This window comes from Burkholderia sp. SJZ089 (assembly GCF_007828315.1).
Classification (GTDB): Bacteria; Pseudomonadota; Gammaproteobacteria; order Burkholderiales; family Burkholderiaceae; genus Burkholderia; species Burkholderia gladioli.
In genome coordinates, this window is record NZ_VIUM01000008.1 from 323,189 (window position 1) to 347,739 (window position 24,551).

The following is a 24,551-nucleotide window of genomic DNA, read 5'->3' on the forward strand; positions in this document are numbered from 1 at the left end:
GGTGGATTAGGATGCGGAAATGACGACCGATCGTGTTGGCCGGGTTCTGACCGGCCTGCTAGCCCCGCCCCCGCGTTCCTCCCTCGCCGCGCCGTTCGCCGCGAGCCTGCTGTTGTCGGGCTGCTCCTGGTTCGGCTGGCTGCATCATCCCTCGTTCTCGTACGCGAAGCTGCCGGTGCCGAAGGCCGCTTCCCAGCCGGGCGCCACCCAGCAGCGCGTGGTGGGCGCGGGCGGCAATCCCGCCAGCGTCTGGATGGTGCGCAACGGGACCGGCACTTGCTACAACTACCTGCTCCAGCACGGCAACGAACATCGGCCCTACTACGTGGTGTTCGACCGTCACGGCATCGTCACGCATCACGGTTTCGCCACCTGCATGGAGGCGGACCGGCAAGGCCTGCTCAAGCGCGCGGTGCCGGTTTCCTGAGGTCTTCCCGCTTTTCCCGCGGCACCCGGCGGCCCGCTCGCCCCCGGTGCCCGGTTATCACCGGGCGCTCTCGTCGATTTCCTGCCGCCGCCGGCCCGGCTCAGGCCAGCGTGTCCACCACGCCGCCATCCACGCGCAGCGCGGCGCCCGTGGTGGCCGACGCCTGCTGCGAGCACACGTACACCACCATGTTCGCGACTTCCTCGGTGGTCGCCGGCCGCTGCAGGATCGAGCTGGCGCGCTGGGTGCGCACGAACTCCACGGCCACCTCGTCGACCGTCTTGCCTTCCTGGTCGGCGGTTTCCTTGAGCATCGCCTTCACGCCGTCCGACATGGTCGGGCCCGGCAGCACCGAGTTGACCGTCACGCCGCTGCCGGCGGCGAGCTTGGCCAGGCCGCGCGCGATCGACAACTGCGCGGTCTTGGTGAAGCCGTACTGGATCATGTCGGCCGGGATGTTGAGCGCCGATTCCGACGAGATGAACACCACCCGGCCCCAGTCGCGTTCGAGCATGGCCGGCAGGTAGTGGCGCGAGAGCCGCACGCCCGACATCACGTTCATCTGGAAGTAGTGCTCCCATTCTCCGTCGTCGATCTCGAAGAAGGGCTTCGGGCCGTAGATGCCGGCGTTGTTGACCAGGATGTCGACGGCCGGGACCGCCTCGACCAGGGCCTTGACGCCGGCCGCGCCGGACAGGTCGCTGGCCACGCCCGAGGCGTTCACGCCGGGCACGGAGGAGCGCAGCGTGGCCAGCGAGGCATCCACCGAGCGCTCGCTGCGTCCGTTGATGATCAGGGTCGCGCCGGCGCGCGCGAGGCCTTCCGCGATGGCATAGCCGATGCCGCTGGTGGAGGCGGTGACGAGGGCGGTCTTGCCGGTCAGGTTGATTTGCATGATTCGGAGTCCCTGGAAGCGTGGAAACGGTGTGCCGCGCGTCGCTGGCTGCGCGCACGGCACAGGATGCATCAGCTCGGGCGAATCGCCTCGCACGCGGCGGCGGCCGGGCCGGATTGCATGATCCGCCGGCCGCGGTCGGTTCGCTGCGTTCGCCTCATTCCTTCACGTAGCACGGATAGGCCAGCTTGGCGGCCCGCGTGGCGGCGAGGTCGAGCGTGATCGCGCGCAATGGGGCGGCCTGCGAGGTGGTGCCGAGCGATTCGCCCGTCGGTGAGATAGCAAAACCGGTGCCGCCGAATTCGAGCGTCGGCGTGGCGCGTCCATGGCGGTTCGAGCTGACCAGGGCCGCGCCGGCCACGATCGCCGCCATCGCGCCGGCCGTGAACCAGTGCTGGACGGCGTGGCCGGTGGCGCGCGGCGTGACGATCAGGTCGGCGCCCAGGCGCCCGTAGGCGCGCGCATGCTCATTGAAGAACAGCTCGGTGCAGAGCAGCACGCCCAGCTTCAGCTTGCCGACCGTCGCGCATTCGAAGCCCTCGCGGCCGCGCTCGAACCAGCTCGCCTCGTGCCAGCCCGGCTCCTCGGGAAAGAACTTCTTGTGATGCAGGTAGCGATAGGCACCGCCCTCGATCACGAAGGCCTCGTTCGCCAGGCGCCGCGCCTGCGCCACCGGCCGCGAGGACAGCACCGCCCCCACCTGCAACCGGCCCAGCGCCGCCAGGGCCTCCTCGTGCAGCGCCACGCTGCGCGCGGCCGCCTCGGCATCGTAGTCGGGCGTGATCGCCAGCCACGGGCCGAAGGGCATCTCGTTGGTGACCAGCAGGTCGGCCTGTTCGGCATCGACGGCGCGGCGGATCGCCTCCCAGGCCGCGCCGCTCGGCTGCAGGCCGTCGGGCCATTGCACGTAGAGGATCCTGACTGTCCCTGTCTGCATCGCTGCTCCCTGGCGTGGAAAGGAAGGCGGGACCGGTTGTCCGGCTGCCCGGCGAGGCTGAAAGCTTTTTGTAGTCGTGCTCGGTGCGAGGCGCCTTCACGATTTCCCGACGGTCGAAAAAAAATTTTGCATCGGCCGGGAATAAACGCACGGACCCTGTGTTCGCCCTCATGTAACCCAAGCGCTCAGCCGCGAATCGCCGACGACAGCCTGGGTATGGTCCGGCCTTCGCCTCACCGCATGAAAGGTGAACGAAGTGGGGACTCCCGTCAATGCAATGCCTCTGGAGAAGTCAGATGAAGTTGAAATCGCTTGTCGCCGCCGCCCTGGCCTGTACCGCCATCTCGGGCGTGAGCTCGGCCTTCGCGCAGGACAACGCCGCCGCCGCGCCGGCCGCGCCGATCAAGAACGTGGTGCTGGTGCATGGCCTGTATGCCGACGGTTCGAGCTGGGCAAAGGTGATTCCGCTGCTGCAGGCCAAGGGCCTGCACGTGACGGCGGTGCAGAACCCGACCACCTCGTTCGATGCCGACGTCGACGCGGTCAAGCGTGCGCTGGCGGCCCAGGACGGCCCGACCCTGCTGGTCGCGCACTCCTACGGCGGCATGGTGATCAGCCAGGCCGGCGACGATCCGAAGGTGGCGGGGCTGGTCTATATCGCGGCGCGCGCGCCCGATGCCGGCGAGGACTATCCGGCCTTGACGAAGAAATTCCCGGCCGCGCCGGCCTCGGCGGGCCTGCAATGGTCGGCCGACGGTTTCGGCAAGCTCTCGGAACAGGCCTTCGTGCACGACTTCGCCGGCGACCTGCCGCCCGAGGAAGCGCGCGTCTACTACGCCGTGCAGCAGCCGATGGGCAAGCCGATCACGATGGCGAAGACCACCGTGGCCGCCTGGCGCGACAAGCCGACCTGGTACGCGGTGTCGACCGAGGATCGCACCATCAACCCCGACCTGGAACGCTTCATGGCAAAGCGCATGCATGCGCACACCATCGAGATCCAGTCGAGCCACGTGTCGCTGATCTCGCACCCGGCCGCGGTGGCGAACCTGATCCTGGAAGCGACGGGCGAGGCGAAGTAAGACGGGGCGGCGGGCGCGATCGCGAAGCGGCGCGCGCGCCTGCCGCCGTTCGTCATTGCGGCGCGACGCTGCGCATCCAGCGCGCGATATCGCCGACCACCTGTTTCTCGATGCCGAAATAGCCGTGCGGCGACAAGGAGCTGCACGGATTCGACGACTGCGCGACACCGCCCTCGACATGCAGGACGGTGGCCGCGCTGTTTTTCATGGCGGCGGCGATTTCGGGCGCGCGCGAGGGCGGCGCGACGGTGCAGGTGTCGTCGCGGTTGGCCACCACCAGGGCCGGCGCGCGCACGCGTTCGGGCCGCGCGTCGAACACCGTCTCGCCCGAATGCCCGACCACCGACACCGATTCGGTCAGCACGATGCCGGCCAGTTCGCCGTCGCGCGCGCTCGAGCCGGCCGCCATCGCGGCGATCGAGCCCTGGCTGGTGCCCATCGCCCAGAGCGGGCGATCGGTGAGCGTGTGCGCGTAGTCGAGGATCTCGCGCAGCACCTGCCGATAGGCCTCGGTGCTGCGCTCGCCGCGCATCGACTTGTGGCCGATCGCATCGACGATCACCACGCCATAGCCGAGCCGGGCCCACAGTTCGCGCGTGCGCACCACGAAGTTGTTGTCGTGGCGGATCGCGCCGTCGCGTTCGATGTCGACGTCGCCGGCGCCACCGGGGAACATCAGGATCACGCCGCGCATCGGGCCTGCCGGGCCGTAGAACAGCACGCGCTGGTGCTCGCCGCCGGGTAGCGGCAGGTCCTGCACGGCGCTGCGCGTGGCGAGATCGGCGCCGGCGGCGACGCTGGTGGGCGGCGGGGGCGGCACTTCGTCCGCCGACGGGCGGCGCGCGCTCGCGCCATGGGAGAAGCCGAGCGCGAGCAGCGCGACGGCGAGGATGGACAAGCGGGACCGACGAATCATGTGCTGAGTACCACCGAGATAACTGGGACGAAAGCGGGGCGGCGCGATTGCACCGCGCGCCTAGCGTACGCCAGCGGCCGGGGCCGCGACCAATACATTTTCGGCGACGCCGCGATACGTTCGGCGTATGTCATCGGCGCAGGCCCGTGCGGTGGACTCGCGCATCCCGATCGACATCGAATCGCAAGGAAAACGACGCATCCGGAAAGGCACCGCGCGGTCGATCGCAGGGCGCCGGCGCGCGATGTGCGCTCGGCCCGGCGCTCAGGCGCGCGTCGCGTCGAGCTGCTTCAGCACCTCGATGAAGGCCCGCAGCGCGGCCGGCACCTGGCGGTGGCCGGGATAGTAGAGGAACAGGCCCGGATAGACCGGGCACCAGTCGGCCAGCAGCGCGCGCAGCGACTTGTCGCGCAGATGGGGCAGTGCCAGCTTTTCCGGCACCATCGCGATGCCCAGCCCCTTCAGCGCGGCCTCGATCATCAGCTCGGTGCGGTTCAGCGTCAGCGCGCCCTGCACGTCGAGCGAGATCGCCTCGCCGTGGCGCTCGAATTCCCAGCGGTAAGGGCGGCCCGCCGGCGTGCGCGCGCGAATGCAGCGATGCTCGCGCAGTTCGTCCGGCGTGCGCGGCGCGCGGCGGCCCTTCAGGTAGGCGGGCGAGGCGACCGGCAGCATCCGCGACGGGCTGCCGAAGCGGATCGCGACCATGTCCCGAGGCACGTCGTCGCCGAGCCGGAAGCCGGCGTCGTAGCCTTCGGCGACGATGTCGACGAAGGCCGGCTCGGCCACCAGGTCGACCTCCACCTCGGGATAGCGCTCGATGAACACCGGCATCACGTGCCGGACCAGCAGCATCGATACGGTCTCCGAAGCAGTCAGCCGCAGCCGGCCGCCGGGCGCCTCGCGCGAGGCGCTGAGCTCGGCCAGCGCCTCGTCGAGGCCGGCCAGGATCGGCGCGAGCTGCGCCACCAGCCGTTCGCCGGCCTGGGTCGGCGAGACGCTGCGCGTGGTGCGGTTCAACAGGCGCGTGCCGAGGCGTTCCTCCAGCTCGCGCATCATGTGGCTCAGCGTCGAGGGCGCCAGCTCCAGCGCCTCGGCCGCCTTGCGGAAACTGCGCTGCGAGCTCACCGCGGCCAGCGCTCGCAGCTCGACTAGCGTGACGCGCTCATTCATGGGTTTTCGCCATCAGGGTATGCCGGTTCAGGGCGGTTATCGGCTCGCATTATCGCTGCTAAATTGCGTGCCGTTCCATCACCGCCACAAGGAGAGCGAGATGTCCCGAACCTGGTTCATTACCGGCATCGGCAGCGGCTTCGGCCGCGAGATGACGCAGCAGTTGCTGGCGCGCGGCGATCGCGTGGCCGGCACGGTGCGCGACACGCAGGCCGTCGCGGACCTGCGCGAGCGCCATGGCGACGCGCTCTGGAGCGCCACGCTCGACATGACCGACCTGCCGGGCATCCAGCGCGTGGTCGCGCAGGCCTTCGAGGTCTTCGGCCGGATCGACGTGATCGTCAACAATGCCGGCTACGGCCTGTTCGGCGCGGCCGAGGGCCTGTCCGACGCGCAGATCCGTCATCAGATCGACACCAACCTGATCGCCCCGATCCAGGTCACGCGCGCGGCCTTGCCGGGGCTGCGCGCCCAGGGCGGTGGCCGGATCCTGGCGATCTCCAGTTATGGCGGGCAGGCCACGCACCCGGGCGCCTCGCTCTATCACGCCAGCAAGTGGGGCATGGAGGGTTTCTTCGATGCGCTGTCCGCCGAGGTGGCGCCGTTCGGGATCGGCGTGACGATCGTCGAGCCGGGCGGCGCGCGCACCGCGTTCCGCCGCGCGGCCGGCCGGCATTTCGGCGCCGAGCTGGAAGCCTATCGCGACACGCCGGTGGGGGCCCTGTACGCGCGCTTGTCGGATCCCGGTTTCGTCGCCAGCGGCGACCCGGCGAAGATGGTGTCGATCATGATCGACAGCGTGGATCGCACGCCGGCGCCGAAACGCATCGCGCTTGGCCGCGATGCCTACACGATGATCCGCAATGCCCTGGGCGAGCGGCTCGCCGCCGTCGAGGCCGATCGCGAACTGGCGCATTCGACCGATTTCGACGCGCCGGCCTGAGCGGGCTATTCCGTGCGCGTGATTCAGGTGAGGCCAGTCGCGCCCCGCACTTCGACGATCGCGCGTTCGAGCCGCGTCACGGCCGCCTCCATGGACTCGGCCGGCACGTTGCCGTAGCCGAGCACCAGGCCGTTGTAGGCCGAGCTGTCCGAGCCGGGCAGGCAGAACGGCGAGAGCGCGCGCAGCACCAGGCCGTGCGCGCGCGCGGCGCGCTCGACCTCGACGTCGGCGACCGGCGCGTCGAGCCGTGCCGACAGATGCATGCCGCCGTCGCCGGCCGAGACCGTCAGCAGGCCGCCGAGCCGGCGCGTCAGCGCCTCGTGCAGCACGTCGCGGCGCTCGGCATAGACGCGGCGCATGCGGCGCAGGTGCCGGCTGAAATGGCCGGCCTCGATGAATTCCGCCAGCGCGAGGTGGTCGGCCAGCCGCCCGCGCGGCGACAGCGCCGAGGAGACCTGCTCGAGCTCGGGCGCGATGGCGCCCGGCACCACCACGAAGCCCACCCGCAAGGCCGGGAACATCACCTTGCTGAAGGTGCCGAGATAGATCACCGGCGCGTCGCGCACCACGTTCTGCAGGGCCGCCAGCGGCGTGCCGTGGTGGCGGAACTCGCTGTCGTAGTCGTCCTCGACGATCCACGCACCGACGTCCCGCGCGGCCTGCACCAGCGCGACGCGCCGCTCCTGGGACATCACCGCGCCGAGCGGGTATTGGTGCGAGGGCGTGATGTAGACCAGCCGCGGCGGCGCGCTGCGCCACAACTCGGCCGTGGGCGCCAGGCCATGCGCGTCGACCGGCACCGGCACCAGGCGCAGCCCGGCGGCCTGCAGCGCGACGCGCGCCCCGCCGTAGCCGGGGTTCTCGATCCAGGCGATGTCGCCGGCATCGGCGAGCGCCCGCGCGCAGAGATCGAGGCCGTATTGCGTGCCGTCGGTGATCAGCACCTGCTCGGCCTCGCAGGCCACGCCGCGCGAGACGCGCAGGTAGCTGGCGATCGCCTGGCGCAGCCGCAGGTTGCCGGCGGCAGGCTGGTAGTCGAGCTGGGCCGGGCCGATGCGGCGCCAGGCGCGTTCCACCGAGCGCCGCCAGGCCGTCAGCGGGAAGGCGTCGAGGGCCGGCACGCCGAGCACGAAGGCGCCCAGCTCGCCGGGGCGATCGACGTTGCGGCTCAGGCTCGCGGCGCGCCGCGACAGGGGCGGCGGCGCCAGCGGCGGCACGCGCTCGGCGCGCGCGGGCGGCAGGCCGGTGCGCGCCACGCGCGTGCCTTGCCGGTCGGCGATCACGTAACCTTCGGCCGTCAGCCGCTCGTAGGCGTGCAGCACGGTGTTGCGGGCGATGCCGAGCAGCTCGGCCAGCGTGCGCGAGGAGGGCAGGGCCGTGTCGGCATCGAGCCGACCTTGCAGGATCGCCTCGCGCAGGCAGGCGTAGAGGCGATGCTGGCGTGGCTGGCGCGCCTCGTCGGCGCCGCCGGCGGGCTCGAGGAAGGCGGCGAACAGGACGCGGAAATCCATCGTGGCTCCAAGAATCGATGATCGGCTGGATCTAGGCATGGTGCCATGGTTTGCGTATCGTCCGGTGCTTTCCATCCCGTCATTCCGGAGCCAGGCCATGAACGATGCCCCCGCCAGGGATCTCCCCAGCTCGGAGCGCACCCGCGTGCGCCGTGTCGCGCAGCGCGCCCATTACGATCGCGCCACGCTGGAGGCGATCGTCAACGCGGCCCATGTCTGCCATGTCGCGTTCGCCGACGAGCAGGGCGTGCATTGCATTCCCACCGCCTGCTGGCGCGACGGCGATCATCTCTACATCCATGGTTCGAACGGCAGCCGGATGCTGAAGCTGGCCGCGGCCGGCGCGCAGGTCTGCGTGAGCATCACGCATCTCGACGGGCTGGTGCTGGCGCGCTCGGCCTTCAATCATTCGATGAACTATCGCTCGGCGATGATCTACGGCCGCTTCGAGGTCGTGCCCGAAGCGCGCAAGGGTGCCGTGCTCGACGTATTCCTGGAACAGCTTGCGCCGGGGCGCAGCCGCGAGGCGCGCCCCGGCAATGCCAAGGAGCTGGCGGCGACCACGGTGCTGCGGATCGGCTTCGACGAGGTGGCGACCAAGGTTCGCCAGGGCGGCCCGAAGGACGACGAGGACGATCTCGGCTTGCCGGTCTGGGCCGGCGTGCTGCCGCTGGGCGTGGCGCGCGGGGCGCCGATCGTCGAGGCGGCGCCCGATGGCACGCCCGCTTATGTACGCGACTGGGAGCGCGTCGTTCTCGCCTGAGTACGGGCGCGGCGCCGGGTTGCCAGCGCTCCGGCGGCTGCCGAATCAGCCTCGGCAGCGCTGGACCCGCCCTCGTCGGCGAGTGGCGCTTCAGCCGGTCGTGAGAGGGGGCAAGCGGCCTTCAGTCGGCCGTATCCCCGCCCTTGGGCAGCTTCGACCAGGCGGCGTGCCCCGGCAGCGGCGACCAGGCCGGGCGCGCCGCCTTCGCCGTGTCGATCACCACCAGGTAGCGGCCCGCGTCGGGCGTCGGCTCGCGCGGCTGGTCGCGCAGGATCCACGGCGCCTCGCCCTCGCTCGCGCGCGTCTCGTAGTCGGCATCGAGGATGCCGCGATGGTCGAGGAAGGCATTGAGCGAGCCGGGAATCCGCACGCAGCCCTTCGAGTGGCGGATGCCGAGCAGCGGCTCGAGCTTGTCGGGATCGGTGGAATGCATCTGGAAGCGCATCGGCGAGGTACCGCCCTTGCCCCAGCCGCGCTGGCCGTCCACCCAGCCGAAATCGAAGATGCGCCGACCGGCCGCGCCATAGCCGCGGATCTTGTTCTCGTTCTCGGTTCCCTCGGCGCGGAAATCCATGTTGACGGGCGAGTGCTCGAACACGCCGGTGGGCGTGACGAAGTGGTCGTACTGGCCCGGCAGCCCGGTGCCGACGGGCGAGGCGCCGATCAACTGCCACTCGTTGCCGGGCGTGGTGCGGAAGTAGACGAACAGCGCCTGGACGTTGCGCGCGCGGTCGACCAGCACAACGTATTCGCCGGCCAGTTCGCCGTGGCCCTTGGCAGCCAGCGCCTGCTGCAGCCGCGTCGCGTATTCGCGCTGGGCCGCGGCCGGCACCGTCAGGCGCCGCGTGACCTCGCGCGCATAGGTATCGCGCATCGCCAGCGCGCGCCGGGTGATCGCCAGGGCTTCCTCGGCATTCTTCGGCGCGGGATGGAACACGGGCGGGGGGAGTTCGGCGGGGACCTCGGGCGCTTCGGCGGCAGAGGCCGACGAGGCGGCCGAAGCGCTGGCGCTGGAGGCTGCCGAAGCGGCGGACGCCGTGGAAGCCGGAGCCGCGTCGGCGTGTGACGACGCCTTGGCCGCGGCAGGCTCTGCAGCCGGTGCCGCAGCCTTGCCGGCCGGAGCCTGCGCCGCGGAAGCGGGCGCAGGCTCCGGAGCCTCGGCGGCCAGCACCGGCGCGGGCAGGGTGCCGAGCACGGCGAATGCCGCGCAGGCCAGGCAGGCGATCGCACGCCCGCGATGAGGAGCGGGGTGAGCGGGGTGCCATGACGACGGGGCGTCGAATGGTTCTGGCATCAGGGGGCCTCGTGTCAACGACGATGACGGTGAGGCATGGCTGGCCCGAATTCGTTCGGCCGGGGTTGTGACGACTTGTAAGCGGGGTCGGAGCGCAGGAGCTCAGGCGGCGAAGCGGTTCAGCCGAGATCCTCGTCGATTTCCTTGCGCTCGCGGCGCTCCTCGTTGCCGCGCCGGGCGCGCAGGCGCTGGCGGGAGAGCACCGAGATCACCTCGCCGGTGCTGGCGCCGGCCGGGATTTCATTGCGGATCACCTGGGCGACCAGCGGCAGGCCGGCCCGCTGTCGTTTCAGCGCGCGGGCGATCGCACCCCGGCACGCCGGGCCGTGGCATTCCCATTCGTCGCGGATTCGTTCGCAGTAGCGGCATTTTTCCATCCACAGAGTCTAACCGGAATCGACCTTGCGCTCGGGGCGGGCCGCAACGGCCCGGAGCGGGGCGATGGGCATCGGTGAGGCTCGCGGTCGTCAGTTACCCGAAGCAAGTTGGTTGCATGCGGGACTGGTTCGCCCGGATCGGCGGGGCGGCGGCGAGCGGAACGTGCAGCCTCGATTGCGAGCGAAAACGTGCACGATGGCCATCATTGCTGTCGCATCGTGGACACGCGTCGCGCCCGCCTTCCACGGCGTCTGGAACGGCAGGTTTGCAAAGCAGCAAACCATCCGCATCGATGCCGTCGATGGCACGCGATGCAATCCGAAGGCCGATGTTGCGACGCGAAATGACCGGCTGCCGAATCACGAATTTCGTGCTGTTTCGCCAGCCGGATTTGATTCCTATGACGAAAAAATTATCGGGCCCATCAGGGTGAATACCTACATAAAAGCGCTGATAGCGGTATAGTAGGCGCGCTCGCCGGCGCCTCCCCAGCGCCGGCCGAAATTCCGGCGGGCTGCGCCGCCATCCGTGATTTCACCCTGGACGATGCAAGAAACCCTGTTGCTCATTGCCGCGTCGATCGGCGTCGCGATCATCGCGATCGGCGCCGGCGTCTGGTTCGCCGGACGCCAGGCAAGACGGAATCCCTATGCCCGTCACGCGCTGGTGCGCGAGGCCGTGCCCGCCGAGCGTCGCGCGAGCACCGATCCGGTCGCGTCCCATCTCGCTTCTCGCCTGGTTTCTCCCGCCGTGGCCGGTTTCGTGCCGCCCGTTGCCGACGCCGCCGCCAAGGGGCGCCAGGCGGCCGATGGCGCGACCGCGCTGGGCTCGGCGGCCCGCGACGCGCAGGCCGCCGCCAAGGCCGCGATTCGCGAGGCGCGCGAGGCCGATGCCGACGCGGTCGATCTCGAGCATCGCGCCGCGCAGGCGGTGCGCAACGCGCGCCCGAACGTATCGGGCTCCGAAGCATTGGCGCTGCGCCTGCAGGACCGCGCCCGGCGTGCGCGCCGCTACGCGACGCTGGCCTCGCAATGGGCCGCCGATGCGCGCAACTACGCCGAGCTGGCGATCGGCGAGCCGACCGGCTCGCATGCGGCGCTCGCGATCGAGCGCGCGATGCAGGCAGCCGGCGCGCATCGCGAGACGCAGCGGCTCGCCACCCAGCGCCGCGGCCGCGTGCGCGGCCTGCAGACCGCCGAGCGCTGAGGCGCGGGGCGTCGTCGAGTTTCCGCGCCGCCCGTCCCCATCTTTTTCCCCTTTCCTGCTGTCGATCCGCTCGCGCGTCGCACGCGTCGAGCCGAGCGGATCGCGGCGGGCGCAGCGAGCGACTGCTGCGCCCTGGCCGCTCGAGCCTCAGTGCCCGCCTTCGGGCTGCCCGCGCTTCGCCTTGGCACGCCGCGACAGCATGTTCATCCCCTCCACGAAGGCCGAGAAGGCCATTGCCGCGTAGATGTAGCCCTTGGGCACGTGGCTGCCGAAGCCTTCGGCGATCAGCGTCATGCCGATCACCACCAGGAAGCTCAGGGCCAGCATCACGATGGTCGGGTTGCGGTCGATGAAGCGCGACAGCGGGCCGGCCGCGACCAGCATCACCGTGACGGCGGCGATCACCGCGATGAACATGATGGCGACGTGCTCGGTCATGCCGATCGCGGTCACGATGCTGTCGATCGAGAACACGATGTCGAGCACCAGGATCTGGCCGATCGCCGCGACCGGCGTCAGCATCGCGGCGGCCACCCCGCCCGCCGCGCCGGCCTGCTCGCCCGGCGCCACGTGATGGTGGATCTCCTTGGTCGCCTTCCAGACCAGGAACAGGCCGCCCGAGATCAGGATCATGTCGCGCCAGGAGAAGGCGTGGTCGAACAGCGTGAAGGCCGGCTGGGTGAGCCGCGCGATCCAGGCCACCGTGCCCAGCAGCGCGAGCCGCAGGAACAGCGCCAGGCCGATGCCGATGCGCTGGGTGCGTGCGCGCTGCGCCTCGGGCAGCTTGTTGCTGAGGATCGAGATGAAGATCAGGTTGTCGATGCCGAGCACGATCTCCATCGCGACGAGCGTCACGAGGGCGGCCCAGACGGCGGGGTCGGCGGCGAGGGTCAGCAGGTGGTCCATGGCGGTCGGGTTCCGGAATCCATTGGTGGGCTGGTGTCGAGGCTTGTTATGATCGGCGATCGTCGGCTTCGGGAAAACCATCTCGGAACTGATTCCGACGTCGGTTTTTCCGAAGTTCGTCACGACTGCTGGAGCCATCATGCTGAATTTTCGACATTTGTACTACTACTGGGTGGTCGTGAAGGAGGGCGGCTTCGCGCGCGCCGCCGAGCGGCTCGACATGGCGGTGCAGACCATCAGCGCGCAGGTGCGCGAGCTCGAGCGCGCGCTCGGCCATCCGCTGCTGAAAGCGGCCGGGCGCGGTGTGACCATGACCGAGGCCGGCCAGGCGGCCTTCGCGCGCGCCGACGAGATGTTCCGGATCGGCGCGCATATCGCCGACGACGTGCGCGCGGCGGCCAGCGGCGAGCTGGCGCGGCTCGCGGTGGGGCTGACCGATGGCGTGTCGAAGCTGGCCGCGCACGCGGTGCTGGAGCCCGCGCTCGACACGCCGTCGCTGCGGCTGCGCTGCCACGAGGGCGAGCTCGACGACCTGCTGGCCGAACTGGCGCTGCACCGGCTCGACCTGGTGCTGGCCAGCCAGCCGGCGCCGCCGCATCCCACCCTGCGCCTGACGAGCGAGCGGCTGGTGGCTTCGGCGGTGGATTGGTACGGGCCGGCCAGCCTCGTCACGCGGGCCTCGCGCGAGCGGTTTCCCGATTGCCTCGCCAGCTTGCCGGTGCTGCTGCCGACCGCGCATTCACCCTTGCGCGCGCAACTGGAGCGCAGCTTCGAGGCGAGCGGGATCCGGCCGCGCATCGCCGGCGAATTCGAGGACAGCGCCTTGCTGGCGGTGTTCGGCGCGCGCGGGCTGGGGGTGTTTCCGCTGAGCGAGGCGGGGGCCGGCGACGCGGCCATGTTGCGCGGCCTGCGCCGGCTCGGGCGGGCCGATGGGGTGGTGGACGAGATCTACGCGATCCGCTCGCGGCGCGGCGAGCACCATCCGCTGGTGGAGCGGGTGATGCTCGGGGCAGAGTCGAGCCGCTGATATCGCGACAAGTTTTCCTGGACCCGGGAATTTGCTTTTGTATTTGACATGTCACAAGTAGGTGTCGTGACGTATCAACTACGTTGACACATCTTGCTCGGTTTTCTACACTTTTCGTGTATCGACGTGTTGATACGTTTGCGAACGACGGATCATGAAAGCCAGGAGACGAGGTGCAAGAGCATGTCGTGCGATGTTCGGTCCGTCTCGCTTTTCCAGGGGGATTGAGTGATGGCTGTTCAAACGCTGAAGCGCTGGGGTAATAGTCTCGCGGTTCGAATTCCGGCCAATGTCGCACAGGAAGTGAAATTCACCGAAGGGCAGGAGGTCGATGTGCAGGTCGTTGATGGCAATTTGCAAATACGAGCGCATGGCGCAATCAAGCGTTTTTCCCGCGAGCGGTATCTACAGCAACTTCGTGAGGCGAAGCTTGCCCCGCACCCCCATGTCGAGTTTGGCGAGCCTCAGGGCGATGAGTTTGGTGGTCCGGACGATCCGGCGCGCCGCTGAAGGGGGGCCACGATGCTTGATGGAATTCCGGAAGCGGGAGATGTGATTCGTTTGTATATCGGGCCGAGTAAAGGTAACGAACAGGATGGATATCGAGCGGTCGTTGTTCTGACGGCCCTGGATATCAATGAGTTGACCGGACGTATAGTCGGTCTGCCCATTACCTCGACGATCCGGGGCTGGGATTCGGAAATACCTCTCTCGAGCCTCGCTCGGCCCGGCGTGGCACTTGTCGATCAGATCGTCAATCTGTCGTTCAGGACACGTGTTTTCACATGCGACGGGGAGCGGGCCACGGACAAGGAAATGCAGGCGATTCGATTCGCTGTCCGCAGTTTTCTCGACCTGTAGATCGAAGCGGCGCCCATTCTCCTCATCCTTATCCGAATGGGCCTGGCCGCTCGGCCATCTTCAAGCCTCCACCATCCCACCCACCCGATGAAACGCGCGGCCGAAGTAGATCAGCCCGTCCGTATCGCCGCGCACGCGGATCGCCGTGGCCTCGACGAACACCACCGTGTGCGAGCCCACCTCCTTCATCTCCACGATGGTCCCCTGCACGCTGGCCAGCGCGTCGCGCAGCACCGGCACGCCGTCCTGGCCTTCGTCCCAGGCGGCCAGGCCGAAGCGCTCGTCCATCGGCATCCTGGTCAGTCCTGCGAAATGACGCGCCAGCGGCTCGTGCTCGCCGGGCAGCACGTTCACGCACAGCGAACGGTTGCCGGTGAGCGTGGCGTGGGTGCTGCTCGAACGGTTCAGGCAGATCAGCAGGGTGGGCGGCGCGTCGGTGACCGAGCAGACCGCGCTCGCCGTCACGCCGCAGCGGCCGTGCGGGCCCGCCGTCGTGATCAGGTTGACGGCGGCGCCGAGATGCGCCATCGCGTGGCGGAACAACTGGCGCGCGTCCTCGTCGGCGGCTGCGCGCGTTGGGTCGGTCATGGACACTCCTGGAGCGGACGACATGGCGAAAGCCGCGGCCGCTCATGGGACAGGGCGGCCGGATTCGCTCGATAGTCCCGCAGTGTCGCCCGTCCGGCGGAAAAAGTCAGGGTAACCCCTTGCTTGCCGGGGTTTTCGACCACGCCGCCGAGCTTTGCTCGCGCCGCCTCAGGCGCCGTGCGCGAGGCTCGCCAGCGAGACCAGCATGACCGGCATGGCGACCATCGCGAGCAGCGTCTGCATGGCCGTGATGCCGGCCATCAACGGCGCGTCGCCGCCGAGCTGGCGCGCCATGATGTAGGACGAGGAGGAGGTCGGCAGGGCCTGGAACAGCAGCGCGACCGTCATGACGGCCTCGCCGAGCCCGAGCGCGCGGCCGGCCGCGAAGGTCAGCAGCGGCATGGCGAGGAACTTGAAGAGCGAGGCGACCAGCATCGGCTGCAGCCAGGCGCGGGTCGCGCCGAAGCGCAGCGCGGCGCCGACGCAGAGCAGGCCGAGCGGCATCGAGGCGGCGCCGAGCGCGCGCACCGCCGGCTCGATCGCGGCGGGCACGGCGATGCCGCCGGCCTGCATCGCGCCGCCGATCGCGCAGCCCACCACCAGCGGGTTGGTCAGCACCTGGCGCAGCGCCGCGGCCGGCCCGAGCCGCGTCTGGCCGTAACGCGCGAAGACCAGCACGCAGAACAGGTTGACGGTGGGCACGATCACCGCCACGCAGACCGCCGAGAGCGCGATGCCCTGCCGGCCTAGCAGGCCGGCCGCCACGGCGGTGCCCACGTAGTTGTTGAAGCGCACCGCGCCCTGGAACACCGAGGTGAAGCCCGCGCCGTCGACCCTCACCCAGCGGCGCATCAGCAGCAGCGCGACGGCGGCGGCCAGCGTGGCGCCGACCAGCGCGGCGGCCAGCGGCAGGATCGGCAGGGCGCCGAGCTGCGCGGTGGCCAGGCCGTGCGCGAACAGGGCCGGTAGCAGTACGTAGTAACAGAGCCGCTCGGCCGGCGGCCAGAACGCGTCGGCGATGAAGCCGGTGCGCTTGAGGGCGTGGCCGAGCGCCACCAGCAGCGCCACCGGCAGCAGCGCGAGCACGATCGCGCCGCTCATGCCGGAACCCCGATCGAGGCGGCGCGACGCCCGCGATGGCGAGGGAGGATCGAAGACATGGCAGCTTGCGCGGTAGTGAGGATGCCCTCAAGTTAAGCACGCGCAGCCACGAGAAATGATGGTGATTTCTCGGGTGATCAATGAGAAAACCTCATGGATGAGGCGATCAGCTCGGCGGCCAGCGCCTGCGCGAAACGCTGCGCCGGACGCGAGCGGTGTTCGAGCAGGACCACCGCGCTGCGCAACTGCGGCTGCCCGAAGGGCAGGCGCACCACCGGCGGCAGCCGCGCCAGCACCGAGTCGTGCAGCGCCACCACGCCGGCGCCCAGGCCGCGCGAGGCCATGTGGACGATGGTCTCGGTGCTGTCGAGCACCATCTCCTCGCGCACTTTGATGCCCATCCGGCGCAGCTCGGCGGCGATCTCGCGGCCGGCCCAGGCCTGCGCGTCGAAGCGGATGAAGGGCAGCGCCTCGAGCAGCTCGCGCACGCTCCAGCCCTCGTGGCGCGGCGGCGCGACCAGCCAGTAGCGGTGCTCGTAGAGCGTCTGCCAGACCAGCCCGGAAGGATGCGGGCGCACCGGGTGGGTGGTGACGGCCGCGTCGAGCTCGCCGCCGGCGACGCGCTGCGCCAGCGCCAGCGACAGGCCCGCGGCAACATGCACGCGCAGCGAGGGATGCGCGACCCGCAGCGACAGCAGCGCATCCGGCATCGGCCCCGACAGCGCGGTCTGGATCGCGCCGACGCGCAGCCGCCCGACCAGTTGCTTCTCGTCGCTGAGCACATCGGGGATGCCGTCCACCATCGCCAGGATCTGCTCGGCCTGGGCCAGCACGATGCGGCCCGCCTCGGTCAGCGTGGGCTGGCGGCGCGAGCGGTCGAACAACTGCACGCTGAATTCGGTTTCGAGCGCCTTCACGTGCAGGCTCACGGCCGATTGCGTGAGGCCGATCGCGTCGCCGGCGCGCGCGAAGGTGCCGTGGCGGGCGATGGCGACGAGGGTGCGGAAGGCGCGTATCGACATGGGCGGCGATCATCGGGACGAGGCGCGTCGCGAGCCGCGGCGCGATGGCGGGGCGGCGCGAGCGGGCGCGGGTTGCCGCCCTGGCGGGCGGCCGTGTCGAGCGATGATGCCTGCGGCGCGCGCCGCCGGCAACCGCTGCCGGCAAGGCTTGCCGGGCGCGCCTACTTGCGCTCGGCCTCGAGCGAGCGCATGGTGCGCAGCGAGGGGAACAGCCGCATCCACAGCAGGGCCACCGCGATGGTGCAGGCGCCGCCGATCAGCACCGCCGGCTGCGCGCCCCACCAGCCCGCGGTGATGCCCGATTCGAATTCGCCGAGCTGGTTCGAGGTGCCGATGAACAGCGCATTGACGGCGCTCACGCGGCCCAGCATCTCGTCGGGCGTGCGCAGCTGCACCAACGAGGAGCGCACCACCACGCTGATCACGTCGGCCGCGCCGAGCGTGGCCAGCGCCAGCAGCGACAGCGGCAGCCAGGTCGACAGGCCGAACACCAGGGTGGCCAGGCCGAACACGATCACGCCGAGGAACATCGCCATGCCGGGGCGCTTGCGCATCGGGAAGCGCGCGAACCACAGCGTGCCGGCCAGCGCGCCGATCGCCGGCGCCGAGCGCAGCAGCCCGAGCCCCCAGGGCCCGGTGTGCAGGAAGTCGCGCGCATAGATCGGCAGCAGCGAGACCGCGCCGCCGAACAGCACCGCGAACAGGTCGAGCGAGAGCGCGCCGAGGATGGCCGGTTCGCGACGGATGAAGGCGATACCCGAGAACACCGATTCGAGCGTGACGGGTGCGCGCGCAACGGGTTTGCTGCTCAGCTTGAGCGAGCCCATCAGGCAGGCCGCGCAGCCGAAGCAGATGATCCCGAGCAGGTAGACCACCTGCGGCCCCAGCCCGTACAGCACGCCGCCGGCCGCCGGGCCGATGATCAGCGCGGTCTGGGTCGCCGAGGTCGACAGCGCGGTGGCGCGCGGCAGCTCGGCGCGCGGCACCACGGCCGGCAGCAGCGAGGCCACGGTGGGGTTCTCGAAGGCGCGCGCGGCGCCCAGGCAGGCCGCCAGCGCGTAGATCGCCGGCGCGTTGAGCCAGCCGCCGAGCGTGCCGGCCAGGAACACCGCCGAGGCGAGCGCCAGCAGCGACTGGCAGACGGCCACCACGCGGCGCCGGTCGTGGCGGTCGGCGACATGGCCGGCCACCAGGGTCAGCACGAACATCGGCAGGAACTGCGCGAGCCCGACCAGGCCCAGCGCGTAGGCGCTCTGGGTCAGCGTGTAGATGTGCCAGCCGATCGCCACCGAGAGCATCTGGAACGAGATCGACGACAGCACGCGCGCGCTCCAGAAGCGCTGGAAGGTGGAAGGGCGGGAGACGGCGGGAGAAGGGCCGGACGAATCGGAAGGCGCGGGCATGGGCGATGGGCGGTCGGCGTGGTGCGAGGGCGGCCGCTGCGGCGGCGCGTCGAAAAACGGCAAGTGTAGATGAGTTCGCGCGCGCTCGCGGAATCGGCGCGGCGACGGCCGCGTGCGGGGCCGGCGCTGAAATGACGATGGACGGTCAAGCGGGCCCGCGTTCGAGAGAAGCGCGGCGCTTGCCGTCCATGTCGGATGCGTTGGTAGGCTCGATTGGATTCGAACCAACGACCCCCACCATGTCAAGGTGGTGCTCTAACCAACTGAGCTACGAGCCTGTATGCCTTGCGTGATGCGCGGCGGTGCTGCCTGGGTGGCCAGCCGGGAAGCGCGGGCATGTTCGCTTGAACACGCGGCGCCTGCCGTCCATGCCGGATGCGTTGGTAGGCTCGATTGGATTCGAACCAACGACCCCCACCATGTCAAGGTGGTGCTCTAACCAACTGAGCTACGAGCCTATGTGCCCCGCGTGATGCTGCGTGGCGATACTGCCTGCTGCCATGGCGATCCGTGACAAGCGGAGCGCCGAAAAGACAATGGACGGCTAGCGTGTTCCGCGTTCACCTGGAGCGCGGCGCTTGCCGTCCATGTCGGATGCGTTGGTAGGCTCGATTGGATTCGAACCAACGACCCCCACCATGTCAAGGTGGTGCTCTAACCAACTGAGCTACGAGCCTGCGAGGCGCGAATTATAGAGAGGCTCGCCCGATGTTGCAAGCGCCGGATCGCGTCCTGCATCGCCGGCATGTTTCAGCGTTTGCGCCGGGTCGATGCGGCGCCGGCGGTGACCTTGGCCTTGGCCGGTACCGCCGCCGAGGGCGCGGCCTCGAGCGAGGCCACCAGCCGTTCCTCCAGGAACGCGAACAAGGTGCGGATTGCCGTCGATCCCTGCCGGTGCTGCGGATACACCGCGCTGAGCCGCAGCGGCGGCGTGGCATGCGCGGCGAGGATCGTCACCAGCGCGCCGCTCGCGATCGCCGGGCCGACGATGAATTGCGGCAGCAGCGCGACGCCGAGCCCGGCGATCGCCGCATCGCGCACCACGTCGCCGTTGTTGGCGATCAGCGGCCCCTGCACGGCATAGGCGCGCCGCCCTTCCGGCGTTTCGAATTCCCAGCCGTCGCGGCTCTCCTGTCCGTAGAGCAGGCAGGCATGGCGATGCAGCTCGGCCGGCGCGGCCGGCTCGCCATGCGATCGCCGATAGGCGGGGCTGCAGCAGGCGATCATGCGCAGCGTGCCGAGCGTGCGCGCCACCAGCGTCGAATCGGCCAGTTGCCCGATCCGCAGCGCCAGGTCGAAACCCTCGCCGATCAGGTCGACGCGGCGGTCGCTCAACTCCACCTCGAGCCGCACCGCCGGATGCGCGGCCAGGAATTCGGCCAGCAGCGGCGACAGGTGGCTCACGCCGAAGGACATCGGCGCGCTGATCTTCAGCGAGCCGTGCAGCTCGGTGCGGCGCGCCGACATCGCCTCCTCGGCCTGCGCGACCTCGGCCAGGATGCGCTGCGCATGCAGGTAGAAGGCCTGCCCCGATTCGGTGACGGCCAGCTTGCGCGTGTTGCGGTTCAGCAGGCGCACGTGCAGCGCGGCCTCGAGCGCGGCCATGCGCCGGCTGACGAACTGTTTCGACAGCAGCAGCTTGTCGGCGGCGCCGGTGAAGCTGCCGGCGTCCACCGTGGCGAGGAAGATGCGCAGGTCGTCGAGTTGCATGGCAGGGGCGGTTCCCGGTCGATTGTCCACTAAAACAGGACGATGATTATCTCACATGAGATTTATCTATCAGGATGGTTGACCTAAGATTCATCCCATCGATCGACGCCGCACCGCAGTGGCGCGGCGCGATCCACCGGAGAACCATCATGATCGAAGTCAGAAACGCAGACGCCCGCGGCCGTGCCGAACATGGCTGGCTCAGCTCCCGCCACAGCTTCTCGTTCGCGAACTACTACGACCCGCAGCAGGTCGGCTTCTCGGACCTGCTGGTGATCAACGACGATCGCGTCGCCCCGGGCCGTGGTTTCGGCACGCATCCGCACCGCGACATGGAGATCATGTCCTACGTGCTGGAAGGCGCGCTCGAACACAAGGACTCGATGGGCACCGGCTCGGTGATCGTGCCCGGCGACGTGCAGCTGATGAGCGCCGGCACCGGCGTGGCGCACAGCGAGTTCAACCACTCGAAGGACGAGCGGGTGCACTTCCTGCAGATCTGGGTCGGCCCGGCGGAGAAGGGCGCGCAGCCGCGCTACCAGCAGGCCAACATCCCCGCCGGGGAGAAGCGCGGCAAGCTGCGCCTGGTGGTCTCGCCCGACGGCGCGCAGGGCTCGCTGGCGATTCGCCAGGACACGCGGATCTACGCCGGGCTGTTCGACGGCGAGGAAAGCGCCAGCATCACGCTGCCGGCCGATCGTTTTGCCTACGTGCACGTCGCCCGCGGCAGCGTCGAGCTCAACGGCCGCCGGCTAGGCGAGGGCGACGGCGCGCGGATTCGGGCCGAGCAGGCGCTGAGCTTCGCGAATGGCCAGGATGCCGAGGTGCTGGTGTTCGACCTGCGTCCCGTCGAGGTGACGGCCGACTGGGCCTGAGCGACGCCTCGGCGGTGCCGGCCGCGCGTCCCGCGAGGCGCGCGGCCGGCACTCGTCCGATCGCGCATCATCCCGTTGTTGATTTGCATGACTTGTCAGTCGATGATGAACCAGCGCGCGCCGCCCGGCGGTTCGCGCGTTCTGGCCGCCGGCGTGGTGCCGGTCATCGTCGATCTCAGGATTTCAATATTTCACAAGGATCTCGACCATGCGTTACCTCTCTCTCGACAAGCAAAGGGACGGCGTGCTGCTGGTGGCACGCGTGCTGATGATGGTGTTGTTCGTGATGTTCGGCTGGCAGAAGCTGATGGGCTTCTCCGGCACGGTCGCCTACATGGGCTCGACCGGCGTGCCCGCGCCGATGCTGGCGGCGGTGATCGCGGTGGTGATGGAGCTGGTGGCCGGGCTGCTGATCGTGGTCGGCTTCTACACGCGGCCGGTGGCGCTGCTGCTCGCGCTCTACACGCTCGGCACCGCCTTCGTCGGCCATCACTACTGGACCATGACGGGCGCCGAACAGTACGTCAACCTGATCAATTTCTACAAGAACATCAGCATCGTGGGTGGCCTGCTGGTGCTGGCCGTCTCGGGCCCGGGGCGGTTCTCGATCGACCGCCACTGAGGCGCTGAGGGTTCGTCAAGGCAAAACGCCCGCTCGATGGACGAGCGGGCGTTTCTTCTTTGTGGCCTGCAATCGGCGTGGCCGGGCCCGGTTCAGCGCGAGGGCGCCTCGCCGACCACCGGCGCCCTGCGCACCTCGGACAGGTAGATCAGGATCAGCGAGACCCAGACGATGCCGTACAGGAACATGAAGCAGGTGGTGCGCACCTGCAGCAGGTCGAGCAGCATGCCGAACAGGATAGGCAGCAGGAAGCCGCCCAGGCCGCCCGCCAGGCCGACGATGCCGGTCACCACGCCCATGTTGTCGGGGAAGTCGTCGGCCACGTACTTGAAGGTGGAGGCCATGCCGAAGGCGAACACGGCACCCAGCACGAAGGCGAGCGCGACGAAGCCGGCCAGCGGCATGGCGATGCTCAGCGAGGCGGTGCCCTTGATGGTGTGGATCACCAGGTCGGTGGCGGGATAGGAGAGCAGGAACAGGCAGATCCAGGCGACCCACAGGCCCCACCAGGTCACCGCATGCGCGCCGAAGCGATCCGACAGCGCGCCGCCCACCGCCCGCAGCAGCGAGCCCGGCAGCGAGAAGCCGGCCGCGAAGGCCGAGGCGGCCACCAGGGTCATGCCGTATTCGCTGGTCAGGTATTGAGGGATCCACAGCGACAGCGCGGTGAAGCCGCCGAAGCTGATCGAGTAATACTGGCAGAGCCGCCAGACGCGCGGATCGCGCAGCGCCCGGAACGAATCGAGCAGGGAGCCGCCTTGCTTGCCGGCGCCGGGGTCCGGCGCGGAGGCGAACCAGAAGATCACGGCCGTGACCAGCAGGGCGATCGCATAGACGCGCGGCACGAAGCGCCAGCCGTAGGCGAGCTGCAGCGAGGGCGTGACGAACAGGTTGACGGCCGCGCCCGCGGTGCCGGCGCCGAATACGCCCATCGCGAAACCGCGCCGCTTCGGCGGGAAGAAGCGCGCCACGTAGGGCGTGCCGACCGCGAACGAGGCGCCGACGCAGCCGAGGAACAGCCCGATCATCAAGAACTGCCAGAGCTCGGTGGCATAGCTGACGATATAGACGGGCAGCGCGCAGACGACCAGCAGCACCGTCATCACGATGCGCCCGCCGAAGCGGTCGGTCCAGATGCCGAGCGGCAGGCGCATGAGCGCGCCGGTCAGCACCGGCGTGGCGGTCAGTAGGCCGAACTCGGTGCTGTTCAGGCCGAGCTCGGCGCGCAATTGCACGCCAAGCACGCCGAACATCATCCAGACGACGAAACAGACCAGGAAGGCGAGCGTGCTCGCGGCGAGCACGGACCAGGCACGGGGCGGGACGGCATCGCCGCTGGCCGCCGCCGTGGCGTCATGGGTGGGGGTCATGGGAGGTTCTCCGCGTCATTGGACCAGCGGGCCTTGCGCGCCCGCCAGCGTGATGCCCTCGATGCGCGCCACGCCGGCAAGGATCGCCACGTACTGGCGCATTGCGTCGCGCCTGACGCGCTCGGCCAGGAAACCGGCGATGCGCTCGCGCGCGGCCTTGAAGGGCTGCATCTCGCCGGGCACGCGCCGCTTGATGCGTACGATATGGAAGCCGTGGCGCGTACTGACGAGCCCGGGCAGCACGCCGAGCGCCTCGTTGCCGAACAGCGCCGCCTCGAACTCGGGTACGCAGTCGCCGCGCAGCAATTGCCCGAGGCTGCCGCCCACGGCGGCCGACGGGCAGTTCGATGACTCGCGCGCGAGCGCCTCGAAGCGTTCCGGTGCCGCCAGCACCTCGGCCAGCGCGGTCTCGGCGCGTTCACGCAGCGGCGCGAGCGGCACGCGCTCGGTCACGGCGAACAGGATATGGCTCGCATGGACCAGCTCGCCCTGCCGGAAACGCTCGGGGTGGTGCGTGTAGTAGCGCCGGCAATCGGCCTCGGTCGGCTCGGGCAGGTGGGTCAGCTCGCGCGCGAGCAGGGCGTCGAGCGTCGCGTCGTCGAGTTCGGCATGGTCGGCGAGCAGGGCCAGCGAGACGGCGCGCTGGCGCAGCAGTTCGCCGATCACCAGCGTGTGTCGCGCGGCCTCGGCGGCATCGGGCGAGCCTTCGTGCAGCGCGGCTTCGGTGGCCAGCGCGGCGGCCTCGATCGCGATGCCGTTGACGGCGAGCGGCGCGGCGAGGCCGGCTGGGTTGGTGGCGGTCGGTGACATGGCGGCAGCTCAGCGCTTGCGTACCAGTTGATACGGGCGGACCAGGTAGGCCAGCGAGGCGATGCCGCTCCAGACATGGACCATCCGCGTGAACGGCGAGACCAGGAAGATCGTGAAGCCGAGCAGGATATGCAGCCGGTAGGTCAGCGGCACGCCTTCCAGCAGGCTCGCCACGCCGGGCCGGAAAGTGACGATGCCCTTCACGTAGTCGGTGAGCTGCTCGAACATCGCGCCGTCCAGGTGGCGCGTGGACAGCGCCACGGTGCCGAGCCCGAGCGCGAGCTGCAGCCACAGCATCAGCACGATCAGAATGTCGGAGCGGCGGCTGTGGCGGCGGATCCGCGAGTCGCCCAGGCGGCGCACGATCAGGATCGTCAGCCCGACGATCGCGGCGGCGCCGGCCGCGCCGCCCGCGATCATCGCCGCGAGCTGGTGCGCCGAGGCGGACAGCAAGGGCGAGACCAGCCAGTGCGGCACCAGGAAGCCGACGAAGTGGCCGAGCACCACCACCAGCACGCCCCAGTGGAACAGGTTGCTGCCCAGGCGCAGCGCGCCGCGACGCAGCAACTGCGAGGAGTCGCTCTTCCAGGAATACTGTTCGCGGTCGAAGCGGATCAGGCTGCCGACCAGCAGCACGGCGAGGCAGATGTACGGATAGACACCGAACAGAAACGGATGCAGATAGGCGTTCATGACGATTCCCTGTCGGATCGGATGGGCAGGCGAGGTTCGCG

Annotated in this window: 27 protein-coding genes and 3 tRNA genes; 11 read left to right on the top strand and 19 right to left on the bottom strand. The window is 69.7% G+C overall.

Going from position 1 to position 24,551, the window contains the following annotated elements:
- Nucleotides 1-19 precede the first annotated feature (19 nt).
- On the top strand, nucleotides 20-427 hold the full coding sequence (locus FB600_RS17590) for an outer membrane protein assembly factor BamE (protein ID WP_145757155.1): 408 nt from the start codon (nucleotides 20-22) through the stop codon (nucleotides 425-427).
- A gap of 100 nt (nucleotides 428-527) precedes the next feature.
- On the opposite strand, the gene FB600_RS17595 is transcribed toward FB600_RS17590, so the two are convergent.
- Both FB600_RS17595 and FB600_RS17600 read right to left on the bottom strand, forming a co-directional pair.
- Nucleotides 528-1,322 (bottom strand): SDR family NAD(P)-dependent oxidoreductase, encoded by a 795-nt coding sequence (locus tag FB600_RS17595; protein WP_096751597.1) that lies wholly within the window; start codon nucleotides 1,320-1,322, stop codon nucleotides 528-530.
- A 157-nt stretch (nucleotides 1,323-1,479) separates the two neighbouring features.
- Entirely contained in the window at nucleotides 1,480-2,259 is a 780-nt protein-coding gene (locus FB600_RS17600) for a carbon-nitrogen hydrolase family protein (protein WP_098152986.1), read from the bottom strand.
- 296 nt (nucleotides 2,260-2,555) lie between these two features.
- On the opposite strand from FB600_RS17600, the gene FB600_RS17605 reads away from it, so the two are divergent.
- Entirely contained in the window at nucleotides 2,556-3,341 is a 786-nt protein-coding gene (locus FB600_RS17605; protein WP_145757156.1) for an alpha/beta hydrolase, read from the top strand.
- Nucleotides 3,342-3,393: 52 nt separating this feature from the next.
- Here FB600_RS17605 and FB600_RS17610 read toward each other — a convergent pair whose 3' ends face one another.
- A complete protein-coding gene (locus FB600_RS17610; protein WP_145757157.1) occupies nucleotides 3,394-4,257 on the bottom strand; it encodes an alpha/beta hydrolase in 864 nt (287 codons plus the stop codon).
- 264 nt (nucleotides 4,258-4,521) lie between these two features.
- Entirely contained in the window at nucleotides 4,522-5,427 is a 906-nt protein-coding gene (locus FB600_RS17615) for a LysR family transcriptional regulator (protein ID WP_145757158.1), read from the bottom strand.
- A gap of 100 nt (nucleotides 5,428-5,527) precedes the next feature.
- Here FB600_RS17615 and FB600_RS17620 point away from each other — a divergent pair, with 100 nt between their 5' ends.
- On the top strand, nucleotides 5,528-6,370 hold the full coding sequence (locus FB600_RS17620; RefSeq protein WP_096752887.1) for an SDR family oxidoreductase: 843 nt from the start codon (nucleotides 5,528-5,530) through the stop codon (nucleotides 6,368-6,370).
- A gap of 23 nt (nucleotides 6,371-6,393) precedes the next feature.
- Here the strand turns inward: FB600_RS17620 and FB600_RS17625 are convergent, their stop codons facing one another.
- Nucleotides 6,394-7,881, bottom strand: coding sequence for a PLP-dependent aminotransferase family protein (locus tag FB600_RS17625; RefSeq protein WP_145757159.1), 1,488 nt, complete (start codon nucleotides 7,879-7,881; stop codon nucleotides 6,394-6,396).
- Nucleotides 7,882-7,978: 97 nt separating this feature from the next.
- Between FB600_RS17625 and FB600_RS17630 the strand changes: the two genes are divergently transcribed.
- Nucleotides 7,979-8,644 (top strand): pyridoxamine 5'-phosphate oxidase family protein, encoded by a 666-nt coding sequence (locus FB600_RS17630; protein ID WP_145757160.1) that lies wholly within the window; start codon nucleotides 7,979-7,981, stop codon nucleotides 8,642-8,644.
- A gap of 121 nt (nucleotides 8,645-8,765) precedes the next feature.
- Here the strand turns inward: FB600_RS17630 and FB600_RS17635 are convergent, their stop codons facing one another.
- Both FB600_RS17635 and FB600_RS17640 read right to left on the bottom strand, forming a co-directional pair.
- A complete protein-coding gene (locus FB600_RS17635) occupies nucleotides 8,766-9,938 on the bottom strand; it encodes a L,D-transpeptidase (protein ID WP_145757161.1) in 1,173 nt (390 codons plus the stop codon).
- 119 nt (nucleotides 9,939-10,057) lie between these two features.
- Entirely contained in the window at nucleotides 10,058-10,315 is a 258-nt protein-coding gene (locus FB600_RS17640) for a hypothetical protein (RefSeq protein WP_096751590.1), read from the bottom strand.
- 64 nt (nucleotides 10,316-10,379) lie between these two features.
- On the opposite strand from FB600_RS17640, the gene FB600_RS17645 reads away from it, so the two are divergent.
- Together FB600_RS17645 and FB600_RS37260 are read left to right on the top strand one after the other, a co-directional pair.
- Entirely contained in the window at nucleotides 10,380-10,781 is a 402-nt protein-coding gene (locus FB600_RS17645; RefSeq protein WP_127837705.1) for a hypothetical protein, read from the top strand.
- Between the two features lie 96 nt (nucleotides 10,782-10,877).
- Nucleotides 10,878-11,522 (top strand): hypothetical protein, encoded by a 645-nt coding sequence (locus FB600_RS37260; RefSeq protein WP_020381349.1) that lies wholly within the window; start codon nucleotides 10,878-10,880, stop codon nucleotides 11,520-11,522.
- A 147-nt stretch (nucleotides 11,523-11,669) separates the two neighbouring features.
- On the opposite strand, the gene FB600_RS17660 is transcribed toward FB600_RS37260, so the two are convergent.
- Complete coding sequence (locus FB600_RS17660) at nucleotides 11,670-12,428, bottom strand: TerC family protein (RefSeq protein WP_013691044.1); 759 nt, start codon at nucleotides 12,426-12,428, stop codon at nucleotides 11,670-11,672.
- Between the two features lie 139 nt (nucleotides 12,429-12,567).
- Between FB600_RS17660 and FB600_RS17665 the strand changes: the two genes are divergently transcribed.
- The 3 genes from FB600_RS17665 (at nucleotide 12,568) to FB600_RS17675 (ending at nucleotide 14,316) form a co-directional block, all read left to right on the top strand.
- A complete protein-coding gene (locus FB600_RS17665; protein ID WP_098182071.1) occupies nucleotides 12,568-13,455 on the top strand; it encodes a LysR family transcriptional regulator in 888 nt (295 codons plus the stop codon).
- A 231-nt stretch (nucleotides 13,456-13,686) separates the two neighbouring features.
- Complete coding sequence (locus FB600_RS17670; RefSeq protein WP_080757479.1) at nucleotides 13,687-13,965, top strand: AbrB/MazE/SpoVT family DNA-binding domain-containing protein; 279 nt, start codon at nucleotides 13,687-13,689, stop codon at nucleotides 13,963-13,965.
- A gap of 12 nt (nucleotides 13,966-13,977) precedes the next feature.
- Nucleotides 13,978-14,316, top strand: a complete 339-nt coding sequence (locus tag FB600_RS17675; RefSeq protein WP_098182070.1) for a type II toxin-antitoxin system PemK/MazF family toxin — start codon at nucleotides 13,978-13,980, stop codon at nucleotides 14,314-14,316.
- 60 nt (nucleotides 14,317-14,376) lie between these two features.
- Here FB600_RS17675 and FB600_RS17680 read toward each other — a convergent pair whose 3' ends face one another.
- From FB600_RS17680 to FB600_RS17715, 8 genes are all read right to left on the bottom strand, one after another.
- Nucleotides 14,377-14,904, bottom strand: a complete 528-nt coding sequence (locus FB600_RS17680; RefSeq protein WP_036036752.1) for a flavin reductase — start codon at nucleotides 14,902-14,904, stop codon at nucleotides 14,377-14,379.
- Nucleotides 14,905-15,072: 168 nt separating this feature from the next.
- Nucleotides 15,073-16,005 carry an AEC family transporter gene (locus FB600_RS17685; protein ID WP_105858455.1) on the bottom strand — a complete coding sequence of 311 codons (933 nt, stop codon included), beginning with the start codon at nucleotides 16,003-16,005 and terminating at the stop codon, nucleotides 15,073-15,075.
- Nucleotides 16,006-16,142: 137 nt separating this feature from the next.
- Nucleotides 16,143-17,027: a LysR family transcriptional regulator gene (locus FB600_RS17690; RefSeq protein WP_145757162.1), complete on the bottom strand. Its 885-nt coding sequence runs from the start codon at nucleotides 17,025-17,027 to the stop codon at nucleotides 16,143-16,145.
- Between the two features lie 161 nt (nucleotides 17,028-17,188).
- Nucleotides 17,189-18,430, bottom strand: a complete 1,242-nt coding sequence (locus FB600_RS17695) for an MFS transporter (RefSeq protein ID WP_098153220.1) — start codon at nucleotides 18,428-18,430, stop codon at nucleotides 17,189-17,191.
- Nucleotides 18,431-18,631: 201 nt separating this feature from the next.
- A tRNA-Val gene (locus FB600_RS17700) sits at nucleotides 18,632-18,708 on the bottom strand.
- Nucleotides 18,709-18,811: 103 nt separating this feature from the next.
- Nucleotides 18,812-18,888 (bottom strand) — tRNA-Val (locus FB600_RS17705).
- Between the two features lie 142 nt (nucleotides 18,889-19,030).
- Nucleotides 19,031-19,107, bottom strand: a tRNA-Val gene (locus FB600_RS17710).
- Nucleotides 19,108-19,180: 73 nt separating this feature from the next.
- The gene (locus FB600_RS17715; protein WP_096751586.1) at nucleotides 19,181-20,140 is read right to left on the bottom strand and encodes a LysR family transcriptional regulator; all 960 of its coding nucleotides are present in this window, start codon (nucleotides 20,138-20,140) and stop codon (nucleotides 19,181-19,183) included.
- A gap of 149 nt (nucleotides 20,141-20,289) precedes the next feature.
- Between FB600_RS17715 and FB600_RS17720 the strand changes: the two genes are divergently transcribed.
- Together FB600_RS17720 and FB600_RS17725 are read left to right on the top strand one after the other, a co-directional pair.
- The gene (locus FB600_RS17720; protein WP_025102256.1) at nucleotides 20,290-21,015 is read left to right on the top strand and encodes a pirin family protein; all 726 of its coding nucleotides are present in this window, start codon (nucleotides 20,290-20,292) and stop codon (nucleotides 21,013-21,015) included.
- A gap of 199 nt (nucleotides 21,016-21,214) precedes the next feature.
- A complete protein-coding gene (locus tag FB600_RS17725) occupies nucleotides 21,215-21,637 on the top strand; it encodes a DoxX family protein (RefSeq protein WP_279608224.1) in 423 nt (140 codons plus the stop codon).
- Between the two features lie 92 nt (nucleotides 21,638-21,729).
- On the opposite strand, the gene FB600_RS17730 is transcribed toward FB600_RS17725, so the two are convergent.
- The 3 genes from FB600_RS17730 to narI are packed head-to-tail and all read right to left on the bottom strand — an operon-like array spanning nucleotide 21,730 to nucleotide 24,510.
- Nucleotides 21,730-23,007: an MFS transporter gene (locus FB600_RS17730; protein ID WP_096751583.1), complete on the bottom strand. Its 1,278-nt coding sequence runs from the start codon at nucleotides 23,005-23,007 to the stop codon at nucleotides 21,730-21,732.
- A gap of 15 nt (nucleotides 23,008-23,022) precedes the next feature.
- On the bottom strand, nucleotides 23,023-23,817 hold the full coding sequence (locus tag FB600_RS17735) for a peptidylprolyl isomerase (RefSeq protein WP_098152977.1): 795 nt from the start codon (nucleotides 23,815-23,817) through the stop codon (nucleotides 23,023-23,025).
- Nucleotides 23,818-23,826: 9 nt separating this feature from the next.
- Nucleotides 23,827-24,510, bottom strand: coding sequence for a respiratory nitrate reductase subunit gamma (gene narI, locus FB600_RS17740; protein WP_096751581.1), 684 nt, complete (start codon nucleotides 24,508-24,510; stop codon nucleotides 23,827-23,829).
- Nucleotides 24,511-24,551 lie beyond the last annotated feature (41 nt).